Source organism: Shewanella electrica (assembly GCF_022321485.1).
In the GTDB taxonomy this organism is placed as follows: domain Bacteria; phylum Pseudomonadota; class Gammaproteobacteria; order Enterobacterales; family Shewanellaceae; genus Shewanella; species Shewanella electrica.
This window is the reverse complement of the sequence record NZ_JAKOGG010000001.1, coordinates 125,317-138,796: the sequence shown is the minus strand read 5'-3', so window position 1 is coordinate 138,796 and position 13,480 is coordinate 125,317. Positions and strand designations below refer to the sequence as shown.

Here is a 13,480-nt window from a genome sequence, read left to right as displayed (position 1 = left end):
AACGGTTCATCCCTCGATTAATCAGCCCGAATAACTTGGTAAACTTGCTGAGTGGCAGGCGCGGCATCACTCACTTGCACCGCCGCTTTAACGGCGGCCGCGGCCTGTAAAAAGTCTGCTTCTGAGTTGGCGTGGATTAACGCCAAAGGTTGCTCGGCATGCAGTACATCGCCCAAGGCACACACTTGGCTCAAGCCGACGCGGTAGTCGAGCGTGTCGCCGCTTTGTTTGCGACCGCCACCCAAGCTCACCACGGCCATGCCCATAGCGCGAGTATCCATCGCGCTAACCATGCCGGAGTTGTCGGCATACACAGGTTTGACGATAGGCGCCGTTGGCAGGTAGTGCTCAGCACGTTCAACAAAATCCACCGGGCCGCCGAGCAGGTGCACCATGCGGCCAAAACGTTCCGCCGCCGCGCCCGATTGCAGTGCGTGCTCAAGCTGTTGCAGCGCCTCCGCTTGCGAGCCAGCCAGTTTGCCTTGTTGCAGCAGTTCGGCGCTCAGCGCCATGGTGACCTCGTATAACCGCGTATTGCTGCTCTCCCCTTTGAGAAAGCGCACCGCTTCGGCCACTTCTAACGCATTACCAGCGGAAGAGGCTAACAGTTGGTTCATGTCAGTTAACAGTGCCGAAGTGCGGGTGCCCGCGCCATTGGCCACGGTAACGATAGATTCGGCTAAGGCTTGAGAGTCTGCATAGGTTGGCATAAAAGCGCCGGAGCCGACTTTCACGTCCATCACCAGTGCGTCGAGACTACAGGCCAGTTTTTTCGACAGAATGGAGGCGGTGATCAATCCCATTGACTCCACCGTGGCGGTGTTGTCACGGATGGCATAAAAGCGTTTATCGGCAGGTACTAAAGCGGCCGTTTGCCCGACAATTGCCACACCGGCTTCACGCACGGTATTGCGGAACTGCGCACTGCTCACACTGGTTTGATAGCCGGGAATGGCATCGAGTTTATCCAGTGTGCCGCCAGTATGACCAAGGCCACGGCCAGAAATCATCGGCACATAACCGCCACAGGCGGCGACCAAGGGGCCAAGCATTAAACTGGTGACATCGCCGACGCCGCCGGTGCTGTGTTTATCGAGCACCGGGCCGTTAAAGGTACAATCTTGCCAGCTGAGCACATCGCCCGAATCACGCATCGCGCGGGTCAGCGCCACACGTTCATCCATGTTCATGCCTTGGAAATAGGTCGCCATGGCAAAGGCGGCAATCTGACCGTCGCTGATGCTCCCGTCAGTAATGCCTTGCACGAAAAAAGCAATCTCTTGCTCGCTCAGTGCAGCGCCGTTGCGCTTTTGGCGAATAATCTCTTGTGCTAACAACACGGCTTAGTAGCCTTTGCTGGCTGCTGGCGCGTCGGCCAGTTCCAAGGTGTGCAGCAGGTTATTCAGCAGGCTTGAAGCACCAAAGCGGAAGTGACGTGCATCAGCCCAGTCATCACCCAAAATACGGGCTGCGGCACCTAAGAATTCGGCCGCTTGTGCCGCATCACGCACGCCACCGGCAGGTTTAAAGCCGACGTTACGGTTTTTCTCACTGATCACGGTCAGCATGATTTCAGCCGCTTCAATGGTGGCGTTCACTGGCACTTTACCGGTAGAGGTTTTGATAAAGTCAGCACCGGCATCGATAGCGATTTCAGACGCTTGACGGATCAGCGCTGGGTCTTTCAGCTCGCCCGATTCGATGATGACTTTAAGCAATGCGCTATCACCACAGGCGGCTTTACAGGCTTTAACCAATTCAAAACCAACGGTTTCGTTGCCAGCCATCAAGGCTTTGTATGGGAACACTACATCGACTTCATCGGCACCATAAGCTACTGCGGCACGGGTTTCTAGCACGGCGATATCGATATCATCATTACCATGCGGGAAGTTAGTCACAGTGGCGATACGGACGCTGTCGGCACCAATAGCGGCTAAGGTTTTACGCGCAATCGGCACAAAACGTGGGTACACACATACTGCGGCAGTGTTACCAGCAGGGGTTTTGGCTTTGTGGCACAGGTCGATAACGCGTTGGTCAGTGTCGTCATCGTTCAGCGTGGTCAAATCCATCAGGCTGATGGCTTTACGTGCTGCTAATTTAAGGTCTGTCATGCAATGTTCTCCGCATTCGGTGGCAGCTCTTTGGCTGCACCTTGCTATCTAGGTAATATTCAGGCCGATAAACCGGATTTATGGGGCTGAACACTCAATATGCGGCGCCAATAATATACCCGCATTTGTCTCAAATCTAGAACCGCCGTTCAAATATCATGAACAATTACCAAAAGCTAAGCTTTCCATAAAAAGCAAAACCCGGCGTCGCTGCCGGGTTTTATTTAAATGCTTGTAACCAATCGCGATTACGCCACTATGACAGCGACACAAACAGGCCAGCGATGGTGGCACTCATCAGGTTAGCCAGTGAACCAGCAATCACCGCACGCATGCCTAAACGGGCGATATCGTGACGACGGCTTGGTGCCATAGCACCCAAGCCACCGAGCATAATGGCGATAGATGACAAGTTGGCAAAACCACACAGGGCGAAAGAAACAATCGCTTTGGTTTTGTCGGTCATCACCAAACCGGTTTCAGCTACCAGCTTACCGCCATCGATAACGTCTTTGAGATACGGGGCAAAGTTTGAATAGGCGACAAATTCATTGACGACAATCTTCTGCCCGATGAAAGAACCGGCCAGCATCGCCTCGTTCCACGGTACGCCGATCAGCCATGCCAGTGGCATGAAGATGTAACCGAGGATCAGTTCCAGTGAGATCTTGGCATCAGCCGCCGCAGCGACCGCTGTGGCAGCGTCATGCAACTGAGTCACTTTTGCCAGTTCGGTGAACTGCTGCATCACAATGTCGCGGTCGATATCGGTGATCGACAGATTGGCAACGGTGACACCCGCTTGTTTGGCCACTTCGGCCAAGGTGCCATCAAAGGCCAGTTTCAGATCAGGCGTACTTGCGACCATGCTTTGCAGCGCCACAAACGCTTGTTGCAGGCCACTATCGCCGTAACCGAACATCAAACCGATGCCGCCGATGATTGAGTTGATCAGCGCAATTAAAGCAATAAACGCTAACAACATGGCGCCAACGTTCAACGCCAACTGCATACCAGAGGACGCGCCTGACGCCGCTGCATCCAGCACGTTAGCGGGTTTATCTGGGTCGTCGCCAATTTCACCCACATCATCGTGTGGTTGTTGCGTCTCAGGGTGGAAGATTTTCGCCATCAACAAGCCGCCTGGCGCCGCCATAAATGATGCCGCGACCAAGTATTCCATCGGTACGCCCATCTGCGCATAACCGGCCATCACTGAACCTGCAATCGACGCCATACCGCCGACCATAATGGCAAACAGCTCAGATTCGGTCATTTTAGGAATAAATGGACGCACCACCATGGGCGCTTCGGTTTGCCCAACGAAGATGTTAGCGGTGGCAGACATCGACTCGGTGCGGCTGGTGCCCAGTGCTTTTTGCAGCAAACCACCAATAATGCGAATAACCCATTGCATAATGCCGAGGTAATACAATACGGCAATCAGCGAGGAGAAGAAGATAATGACGGGCAGCACGTGGATCACAAAGATAAAGCCCAGCTTAAATTGCGCTAAGCCGCCAAACAGGAACTCAATGCCCACGTTGGCTTTTTGGATCACGCTAGAAACACCATCAGATACCCCTTTGAGGATATCTTTACCGATAGGAACGTAGAGGACAAAGCCGCCAAAAATGGCCTGAATGGCAAATGCGCCGCCTACGGTACGGAAGTTGATCGCTTTCTTATTTGCGGATAGCAGATATGCTATCGCCAGTAGGACCACAATGCCTACTAAACTCATGACGACGCTCATTAATCAGCACCTTTATTATTTATTTTTATGGCGTTCCCGCCTCGAACCGCGCGCATTATAACGGACAGTGGGGGTGAAATCGCCTTGTTAACAAGACTTTTTACAGTTGTCTTCCTTTGCGATACAGCAACTTAGCTGAACAAGCTTAGACGTTTACCAAAAACTATTTAGTAGTCAAACAATTGAACCGCATTTTTACTGAGCTGTTCTGTTACCTGAACAACTGATAATTTTCGTAACCGCGCAATTTCGGCCACCACCGCTAAGATTGTCAACGGCGTGTTACGCGGCTCATCACTGGTCACTGGCGTCATATCCGGTGCATCGGTTTCGACCAATAACGCCGCTAGCGGCAGTTGCTCAACCACGGCGCGTAACTTCTTCGCCTGCGGATTGAGTAATAAGCCGCCAATGCCTAAGCGCCAACCACTGTGCCAGTATTGCTGCGCAATTGCTACACTGCCGCTGAATCCATGGATCACTCCGCCGCGCGGTAAATCATATTTCGCCAACTGTTCCAGCATGATGCCGTGGCATTGTACCGCGTGGATAATCAATGGTAGTTGATAACGCTCAGCCAACTGTAATTGCCGTTCAAACAGCGTTAACTGATACGTCCAGTGCTGTGGTTCGCCCTGCTCTGCCATACGTTTAGCGCGCAGTTTATCAAGGCCACATTCACCAATTGCCACCAGCTTAGCGCCATCAGCGTGCTGCGCCTGTTCAAGCGCTTGTTCAAGTGCGGTTATGGCGTAATCGAGCGATTCAGGCAGATACCAAGGATGAATGCCGAGAGCGAACGGTAAGTGGTATTGGTTTGCGATGGCGCGCAGCATCGGCCACTGCGCGGGGCTGACCCCGGGGAGGATACAACCGCTAATGCCGTGCTGTCGCATCTGCGCGAGCAAGGCGTCGCGGTCATGATCAAAGACGGCAAAATCGAGATGGGCGTGGCTGTCGAGCAGCTGATGAGTCGACATACGCTTATTTGGCAGAGTCAGCATGATCTGCCGTAGTGCTTGGCTTGCGTTCCAGCGGTGGATCGCTCAAACGTGGCATACAGCAACGGCGGTTTGCTTCGGTCAGCCCCATGCGGTCGCACCATGCGGTGTAACCGTGCCAAGCGCGTTTAATCCAATGTAGTAAGTTCATGGTCTTGCCCGCTATAAAATCATGCCGCTGTTGTAACAAGCTACGTCGAGTTTAGCAAACCGCGCTATTCCACCACGCGCACCAGTTTATAGCTGACAAGTCCTTCTTTAACCAGCAAGGTTTTGTCATCGATAATTTGCCACGCCCTTTCATCGCCCTTGGTTTTCATCACCAAATACGTTTTGCCGTGACTGTCGCGAACAAAGATCTCATCGAACGTGCTACGCGCCCCATCAGATTCAATATAGTCATCACCGATGATCAACGTTGGCTTGTCCATCATATCGCCAGCCATTTTAAGGAAGGCGCCAAACGGATTGTCATGCTCAACCCCGAGTTCCACTTGGTAAGTGCCTTGGTAGCCGTGACCACCACAAGCAGCCAGCAGCAGGACCAATGCAAGTATCGATGAGATGTTAAACAGTTTCATGGGCCGCGTCCCTGATTGAGTGTGACGATTCAAAACGCTACATTGACAACGTCAGTTTGTAAACGGCACGGCGGCAGTTGTTTGATGGCAAGCGTTGGCGGAAATGTGTGCAGATGAAGAGATGTGAGGATGCTATTCCGACAACCAGAACAGCATCGTGCATGAATAAATAGCGGTCACAAACAATTAAGGCCAGATAATAGAACCTCAAACCAAACGATGTTAGCTATCCAGTTATTTAGCAGAGTTGCTTGCTAATTTTTGTCTTAACGCTAACACATCTTCATAAACGTCATCAGCCACTTTTTGCGCTTCACTTTTCTGCTCATCAGTATATTCCTTGCGATTGAGACTTGATTTAAGTAGAGCGGACGCATATCTATCACCATCTTTTGCCTTAACCATGAGTGCAATCATATTGCCATCGAGATTTTCGTTGGGGACACTTTGAAAATTCAAGTAATTACCTTGGGCCAATGATAACATCTGCGCTTCAAAATATTTTTCCGTGAGGGCACTTTCATCATAGTTAGCAAAGCTGGCGGCAAAAAGTTCTTTCTCAGAAAAAAAAGACTCTCGCTGATCATTTAAAATTTTATCTTTTTGATCGAGATATTCTGGATTGAAATATTCTGGTGACTGAATATCCTCTACATCCATAAAACTGGATCTTACTTGTGGGTTAAGACGATAAATTACCACAGCTAGTGCATTTTCATCCCCCTCAGCGGCCATCTGTAACAGGTAATCTATATTCGTCTCATAGAAAAAGGGGTTATTGGCGTCAATAACATAATTGGATTTATTGTACCCCTTGTTATTCATATCAATAATGTCTTCTTCGGTTAACCCCTGTTCATCGTAAAAACTTTTTAAGGAGGCATCTAACAGTACATTGTAAACAGTGTCGCCAATTGAACTATTATCTTTTGGTGACTGGGTCACTTCGCCACCGCCGCCCATCTGAATAGAGGCCGATTCAGTAGAACTGCCACTTTCTACCGTTTCTGATGGTGTAATGCCGGTATTGGTTTCATGTTTGCCTTCATCATAAAAGAAATAACCAATGCAAATAAAAACTGCCAAGACCAAAAGTAGCAAACAATATTTTATAACAGTCATAAAACCAACACACCACCATTTAAAAAATCAGTAATAAATTTAAATATTCATAAAATAAATCTAGGATAACCCAAAAATTATCTCGGGTAAGTTTTTAGCAACATTAATAGCGCAACTATGAATATCGCTTAGCAAACCCGTTGGCAAAATTTAGCTATTAGTGTCATGTTCATTCACCAATCGCAATGAGCAACAACAGACGCGCTGTTTATACTCACACAGCTTTATTTCTTGTTGGTGAAAAGTTGGAAATCAAATGCCACACTATTACATAAAAAAAACAAATACAACACTTAGGATCATCAATTTACAATGATAGAGAATATCGTAATCTGACTAATTGGAGCGAATACTGTCGCCGTCACGTATCACTGTCAAACTCGTAGCAAGCATCGATGCCAGATAGTTAGCGGCGGATCGTGGGATGGATTTTATCTTGGTGGGGACGGTATAAAGCTGGCACAAGGTATCAACCGTATCGTTTATTACTCGCTGCTTTTTATGTGGAATATTGCGTGCCGTAAACTGCGCCAATAAGGCAAAAAGAAAGCGGCTATCAAGCCGCTTTCTCTATAATTATATTGCTGATTAGTGTTCGCGGGTTTTGGCGAACTCAACGTCTGGGTAACGTTCCATCGACAAGCTCAAGTTCACCATGGTTGGCGCGATGTAAGTGAGGTTGTCACCACCATCGAGTGCCAAGTTGGTTGAGCATTTACGTTGGAACTCATCCATCTTCTTGGCATCTTTGCAGTAGACCCAACGCGCAGTCGCCACGTTGATTGGCTCGTAAATCGCTTCCACGTTGTATTCAGACTTCAGGCGAGCTACCACCACTTCAAACTGCAGCACACCCACGGCACCGACAATCAGATCGTTAGTATCCAGCGGACGGAACACCTGTACCGCACCCTCTTCTGACAACTGCACCAAGCCTTTGAGCAGTTGCTTTTGCTTCAGCGGATCTTTCAAACGAATGCGACGGAACATTTCTGGCGCAAAGTTAGGAATACCAGTGAATTTCAGATCTTCGTTTTGGGTGAAGGTATCCCCAATCTGAATCGTACCGTGGTTATGCAAACCGATAATGTCACCAGCGTATGCTTCTTCGGCACGCTCACGGTCACCCGCCATAAAGGTTACCGCGTCAGAGATGCTGACGGTTTTACCAATACGCACGTGTTTCATCTTCATGCCTTGGGTGTATTTACCCGATACTACGCGCATAAAGGCGATACGGTCGCGGTGTTTAGGGTCCATGTTGGCTTGGATCTTAAACACGAAGCCGGTGAACTTCTCTTCTGAGGCTTCAATGGTGCGCACGTCCGCTTCACGTGGTTGTGGTGCTGGCGCCCATTCGGTCAAACCATCAAGCATATGGTCTACACCAAAGTTACCCAATGCCGTACCAAAGAATACTGGGGTCAGTTCACCGCTGAGGAACAGCTCCAAATCGAACTCGTTTGACGCACCTTGTACCAGTTCCAGCTCGTCACGCAGTTGCGCAGCCAAGTCACTACCGACGGCAGTATCCAACTCAGGATTGTTCAAGCCTTTGATAATGCGCACTTCTTGGATGGTGTGACCATGACCTGTTTGATACAAAATGGTTTCGTCACGGTGCAGGTGGTACACGCCTTTAAATGACTTACCGCAACCAATCGGCCAGCTGATTGGCGCACACATCATGTTTAACTCGCCTTCAACTTCATCGAGCAGTTCCATTGGGTCGCGGATATCGCGGTCCAATTTGTTCATGAAGGTCACAATCGGCGTGTCACGCAGACGGGTAACTTCCATCAGTTTGCGGGTACGGTCTTCCACACCTTTAGCGGCGTCGATCACCATCAAACATGAGTCCACAGCAGTCAGCGTACGATAAGTATCTTCGGAGAAGTCTTCGTGCCCTGGAGTATCCAGCAGGTTCACCAAGCATTCGTTATACGGGAACTGCATCACCGAGGTAGTGACCGAAATACCACGCTCTTTTTCCATCTCCATCCAGTCAGATTTCGCATGATGACTAGAGCCACGGCCTTTTACGGTACCGGCTTGTTGGATCATATGCCCGTGCAGCAACACTTTTTCAGTGATGGTGGTTTTACCGGCATCGGGGTGCGAGATAATCGCGAAAGTTCGGCGTTTACCGATTTCTGTGGTGATGGCTGAGTTCGACATGAATTAACTATCTTCTATTGGACAGGAAGCCCGTGTATCACGGCAAAAAAGTGACCGAGCTTCAAAGGCGTAAAATTTAAAGTGCGCTATTTTCGCTGATCTGCGCCGCAGAAACAATCAACACAGGCAGAATAAGCCAACGTTCAGCGCAAACCAGCGGCAGTGCCCTGTTAATTAAGGCGCAAAGCTGACCGCGTTCAGTTGTCAGCAAAACTGCTACGGCCGCTGCATAACTCAAACATTCGTTAACAACCAGTGCTATTAGCATGCTGTCACAGGGCCACGACACGGTGCTGAACAAGGTAATTTTTAACCAACTTTTAGCCAATCCACAGATAAGATTACAAACATTAACGCAGCCCCCATCACCTATCAGCGGACGGCAGTCGCAGTTTTTGTAAGCCACCCAATTAAATATTCACAACTAATATAGAATTAACTTAATTACAGTAAAATACTCGCCACTGCGGCAGCAAAAAACCTTACTCCCTAGCAGCTGCGGGCCGTTACTGCCAAAGGCCGCGAGGCATTACTGTTCGGTAACTCACTGGCATAGCTGAGGAATATTGCTTGCTATTTGCTCTGCCACCACCTAAGGTCGGCAGCGGTTTAATCGCTCACTTTTGTTAACATTTCATCTTCGTGTCAGCTTTCCTACCTACTTATGACAGCAACCCAGCGTTATACAACTAAAGTCGTGCAAGGTTGGTGTAAGCTTTTTCTGATAAAAGCTTATCTGTTAAGAAAACGTTAGAAATAAAAGGTATTAACAAAAATACCAACATTACAAATAAAAATAGGTAAGTAGAAGGAAAGCCAATGCAAACAAGCAACCGTTTCCAATTATCCGCTTTAACATTAGCGCTATACGGGCTGTCATCCGTCGCCATCGCGGCCGACAACCCACAAACAGATAATATTGAAGTACAAAATCGTATCAACAAGACTCAGGTTAGTCACAAGAAAGACTTGACCAAAACCAACGATATTACCAGTGAAGCGGTTGAACGAATCGAGGTTACTGGCTCTCGTTTGCAATACGGCAACATGACCTCACGCGAACTCGTTATCGACGCGGAAGAGATCAAAGCTCGTGGTGTCACCAGCGTTGAAGAACTGATCCGTACATTACCGCAAAACTTGGCGTCGATTGGTTCAATCACCAACGAACGTACCCGTGGCCCGCTGGCGGATCGTGACCAAGCCAGTGTGGGACGTCTAGGTTCATTAGGGGTGTCAGCCGCCAACTTAGGTGGTGTCGGCGCGGGCCAAACCTTGGTGTTGATTAACGGTCGCCGCATTGCCGGTGCCGCCGGTATTGAAGATGGCTTTGTTAACCTTAACGGCATTCCACTAAGTGCCATTGAGCGGGTAGAAATCAGCCTCGACGGTGCATCAGCCATTTACGGTGCCGATGCAATGGGCGGGGTTATTAACTTTATTCTGCGCAGCAACTTCTCGGGCAGCACCATCAGCTTGCAGCATGAAGAATCAGCCAATGATGCTGATAACAGCCGCATCAGCTTGTTCTCTGGTCATACATGGACCAGCGGTAACGTATCGCTCTCTGTTGAGCACAGCAAACGTGATCCGGTAAACAACTACAAGTCCGGCTTTACCACGCTCGACTATTCCGACTATTACGACGACATAAACTACGATTTCCGTCAGTTCACTAATGGCTTACAGCCCGGGTTAATTCAATATGGTATGTATGATGCCGATGGTAACTGGATATCCACCGGCATCAAATTACCTAATGGTACCAATGGTAGACCCGATATCGCCGATTTTGTGCCATTAACCGATGACGACAAGTTGGACTATGTGCCTAAATATGCTGGCCCGAAATCAAATTCTACCAGTGTGACACTGAACGCTGAGCAGAAACTGACCGAACACTTCAGCACCTTTTTTAACGGCATGTACACCCGCGGTGATTACAGCCGCGAGCTAACGTATAATACCCAGGCGTTAGAACTGTCAATGGCACCAGGACAGTATTACAACCCGTTCCCATCAGGTTACTTTGCTCAGTACACCTATGCCGACTACGCCACTGTACAATACCGTCCAGCCGACGAAGTCGCTACCGGCGTGCTGCCGTCAGGGCGGATCAAGAGCACCAAAACCCAATGGAACTTCAACTGGGGCTTAAGCTACGAGTTCAATAGAGAAACCAAGTTAGATTTTGTCTACTCTAAATCAGGCTCAAGCAGTAAGGGCGATGATTACAGCCTATCCTCTATGGTGTCCTATCTTGCAGACCCTAACTCAGCCAGCGGTATGGCGTGTTACAACGGCGCAATCGCTGAGGGCAGTTACACTGACGCTGAACTGGAATACTACCAAGGGGTGTTTGACAAACAATGTTTAGCGCTTACCAGTAACGACCCTAACATTGCGTTCAACCCATGGAAGTCCACCGCAGAAAGCTCGGGCGGCAGTATCATGGACTTTTACGTCCGTAATGACACCGATACCCGTAGCTCCTCCATGGATAACTATGAACTTCGCCTCAATGGTGCCGCGTTTGAGTTACCTGCGGGCAAAATCTACTATGCCGTCGGTGCTGAGTGGCACGATAGCGGCGTGAGTAGTAAAGAAGTGAAGAAGTTTACCGGCAACGAAGTTAGCCGCGATATGTATGCGCTATTTGGCGAGATGAGTATTCCAGTATTTAGCCGCAAGTTTAACATTCCCGGCGCGCACACGCTGACATTGAGTTTAGCTGCCCGCCGCGACATGACTAAAACTAAAGGGGCTATCGGTACTGTCGATGGAGCGGTCTACGAGCCAGGCGTGCCATTGGTTTATGGCGACAATACCTTTGCGCGTACCACGCCTAGCTTAGGTTTTTATTGGGAGCCGATCCCCGAAGTCAGTGTGCGCGGCCGCTGGAGCGAAGGTTTTAAAGCCCCCAACTATACCGCCATGTTTAACCTTGCCGGGACCATTACCTATCCGACCACTATTAATAATGATCCGTACTATGACTGTACCGCACATAACGACTGCCAATACGACTTTGGCAGCTTCAAAGGGTATGCTGCTGAAAGCTACTTAGCACCTAACCCCGATCTAAAACCAGAGACATCAACTCAGGAATCATTAGGGCTGGGATGGACACCAAGCGGCATGCTGGCAGGCCTGAGTGTTAACATAGACTACCAACGCACCAAGCGTAAAAATGAATACGGCGACCTGAGTGATATCTTTGAACTGGTGCCCACAGAGGATCGCTTAGCATTAGAGTTGTTCTATGTCCGTGATGAAACTGGCAGAGTGATTCAACAACGACAGATGCAATTTAACATGGCATCTTCTGAGTTCGAATCCATCACCTATGAGGTGGGGTATTACTTTGATACCGCTTACGGTAGTTTTGAGCCAAAAATCACCTACTTAGATAACCTGACAATGGAAAGCCAAGCCTTTGCTGGGGGAGAAAAAATCTCTCGTCTCGGAACGATTGGTGGGGTGGATGACTATAAAATCAACGGTCAACTGCGCTATTACTATGGTGATTTAACCGCATCGTTATATGCGTACTATCTGCCGTCGTACATCAACGACAGTATGACCTCTCGATCTAACGGTGCTATTTTTGGCGATCAATACAACCGTAAAGTGGATTCATACTTGTGGTTTGACTTGACTGCGTCTTATCAGATTACTAACAGCCTACGCGTTAACTTTGCGGGCCGTAATATCCTAGATAGCACGCCATCATTTACCGTAGTTGAAAATCGTCCTTACGACACTTCACGCTATAATGCAGCAGGCAGAACTTTCTCTGTAGAAGTACAATACGAATTCTAAGTTAAAGATTCATAACTGCTAAAATTAAACGCCCAGTTTACTCATAAACTGGGCGTTTTTGTCAGATTTAGGCAAGCTTTGCGTCATAGACTCATGCTTATATTATGCTGATGATGAGATGAAAAATGCGCCTGTTATTGATTGAAGATGAAGAAGGCATTGCCGAAGCGCTAGTCGCATTTCTCGAACGTCATGAGTTCGTGGTTGATGTTGCCCCCACCTTAGCCATCGCTAAAGTCGCCATTCTAGAAAACGAGTTTGACTTAGTGATTGTTGACCGTCTTTTGCCTGATGGTGATGGCATCTCGATGCTCAGCTTTGCTAAAGCCCAGCAAAAACCACAACGGTTTATTTTGCTTACCGCATTAGCCGAGAGCTACGATAAAATCGAAGGCTTAGAGTTAGGCGCACTGGATTACATTGCTAAGCCGTTTGAACCACGTGAGTTACTGGCACGTATCCGCAATAGCTTGCGCCTGCCGCTAGAAGTAACCAGCCACTCCAAGCAATTTGGCGCGTTGGAATACAACCCTACCACTCGCACGTTCACCCTCAATAAAGAGCCATTACTGTTGCGTCGCACTGAAGCGTTGGTATTAGAGACACTCATCGCCCGTCCCGGCACGCTGGTGACCAGAGAGACATTGGAAGCGCGAGTATACGGCTACGATAAGTTTGTGACCTCTAACTCGTTAGAGTCGCAGATCTCACGTCTGCGTAAGAATTTGGCAGAAAAGACGACCAATATCCGCATAAAAACCATACGCGGTATGGGCTACAGTCTAGTCGAACAAGATAACGAAGATTAACACTATGCCAATGACGCGCCACGCAAAGTGGCGGCAGTTAAGCTTTATCCATTTCCTTCCGCCTGCTCACAACATGACGCTTGAGACAAGCATA

General features: G+C 48.9%; 10 protein-coding genes and 1 pseudogene. 2 read left to right on the top strand and 9 right to left on the bottom strand.

Features of this window, described 5'->3' with window-relative positions; all coding sequences use genetic code 11:
- Positions 1-17 precede the first annotated feature (17 nt).
- The 9 genes and pseudogenes from deoA to prfC all read right to left on the bottom strand — a co-directional run bounded on the left by deoA (position 18) and on the right by prfC (position 8,755).
- On the bottom strand, positions 18-1,340 hold the full coding sequence (deoA, locus tag L9G74_RS00490; RefSeq protein WP_238894233.1) for a thymidine phosphorylase: 1,323 nt from the start codon (positions 1,338-1,340) through the stop codon (positions 18-20).
- A 3-nt stretch (positions 1,341-1,343) separates the two neighbouring features.
- Positions 1,344-2,117, bottom strand: coding sequence for a deoxyribose-phosphate aldolase (gene deoC, locus L9G74_RS00485; protein WP_238894231.1), 774 nt, complete (start codon positions 2,115-2,117; stop codon positions 1,344-1,346).
- A gap of 256 nt (positions 2,118-2,373) precedes the next feature.
- On the bottom strand, positions 2,374-3,660 hold the full coding sequence (locus tag L9G74_RS00480; protein WP_438944534.1) for a NupC/NupG family nucleoside CNT transporter: 1,287 nt from the start codon (positions 3,658-3,660) through the stop codon (positions 2,374-2,376).
- Positions 3,643-3,861, bottom strand: a pseudogene (locus L9G74_RS23485) (Na+ dependent nucleoside transporter N-terminal domain-containing protein); the annotation flags it as partial. The pseudogene L9G74_RS23485 and the gene L9G74_RS00480, both read right to left, overlap by 18 nt.
- Positions 3,862-4,040: 179 nt before the next feature.
- Entirely contained in the window at positions 4,041-4,838 is a 798-nt protein-coding gene (locus tag L9G74_RS00475; RefSeq protein WP_238894704.1) for a TatD family hydrolase, read from the bottom strand.
- 19 nt (positions 4,839-4,857) lie between these two features.
- Positions 4,858-5,025: a DUF5363 family protein gene (locus L9G74_RS00470; RefSeq protein WP_238894229.1), complete on the bottom strand. Its 168-nt coding sequence runs from the start codon at positions 5,023-5,025 to the stop codon at positions 4,858-4,860.
- A gap of 64 nt (positions 5,026-5,089) precedes the next feature.
- Complete coding sequence (locus L9G74_RS00465; RefSeq protein ID WP_238894227.1) at positions 5,090-5,455, bottom strand: hypothetical protein; 366 nt, start codon at positions 5,453-5,455, stop codon at positions 5,090-5,092.
- A 234-nt stretch (positions 5,456-5,689) separates the two neighbouring features.
- The gene (locus L9G74_RS00460) at positions 5,690-6,577 is read right to left on the bottom strand and encodes a hypothetical protein (RefSeq protein WP_238894225.1); all 888 of its coding nucleotides are present in this window, start codon (positions 6,575-6,577) and stop codon (positions 5,690-5,692) included.
- 588 nt (positions 6,578-7,165) lie between these two features.
- Positions 7,166-8,755: a peptide chain release factor 3 gene (gene prfC / locus L9G74_RS00455; protein WP_238894224.1), complete on the bottom strand. Its 1,590-nt coding sequence runs from the start codon at positions 8,753-8,755 to the stop codon at positions 7,166-7,168.
- 819 nt (positions 8,756-9,574) lie between these two features.
- Here prfC and L9G74_RS00450 point away from each other — a divergent pair.
- Together L9G74_RS00450 and L9G74_RS00445 are read left to right on the top strand one after the other, a co-directional pair.
- Positions 9,575-12,577 (top strand): TonB-dependent receptor domain-containing protein, encoded by a 3,003-nt coding sequence (locus tag L9G74_RS00450; protein WP_238894222.1) that lies wholly within the window; start codon positions 9,575-9,577, stop codon positions 12,575-12,577.
- Between the two features lie 125 nt (positions 12,578-12,702).
- The gene (locus L9G74_RS00445) at positions 12,703-13,386 is read left to right on the top strand and encodes a response regulator transcription factor (protein WP_238894220.1); all 684 of its coding nucleotides are present in this window, start codon (positions 12,703-12,705) and stop codon (positions 13,384-13,386) included.
- Positions 13,387-13,480: the final 94 nt, after the last annotated feature.

What these genes read in the sequence shown, in the direction of transcription:
- deoC (WP_238894231.1), bottom strand. Translation starts at nt 2,117, where the DNA reads ATGACAGACCTTAAATTAGCAGCACGTAAAGCCATCAGCCTGATGGAT.
- L9G74_RS00470 (WP_238894229.1), bottom strand. Translation starts at nt 5,025, where the DNA reads ATGAACTTACTACATTGGATTAAACGCGCTTGGCACGGTTACACCGCA.
- L9G74_RS00465 (WP_238894227.1), bottom strand. Translation starts at nt 5,455, where the DNA reads ATGAAACTGTTTAACATCTCATCGATACTTGCATTGGTCCTGCTGCTG.
- L9G74_RS00460 (WP_238894225.1), bottom strand. Translation starts at nt 6,577, where the DNA reads ATGACTGTTATAAAATATTGTTTGCTACTTTTGGTCTTGGCAGTTTTT.
- prfC (WP_238894224.1), bottom strand. Translation starts at nt 8,755, where the DNA reads ATGTCGAACTCAGCCATCACCACAGAAATCGGTAAACGCCGAACTTTC.
- L9G74_RS00450 (WP_238894222.1), top strand. Translation starts at nt 9,575, where the DNA reads ATGCAAACAAGCAACCGTTTCCAATTATCCGCTTTAACATTAGCGCTA.
- L9G74_RS00445 (WP_238894220.1), top strand. Translation starts at nt 12,703, where the DNA reads ATGCGCCTGTTATTGATTGAAGATGAAGAAGGCATTGCCGAAGCGCTA.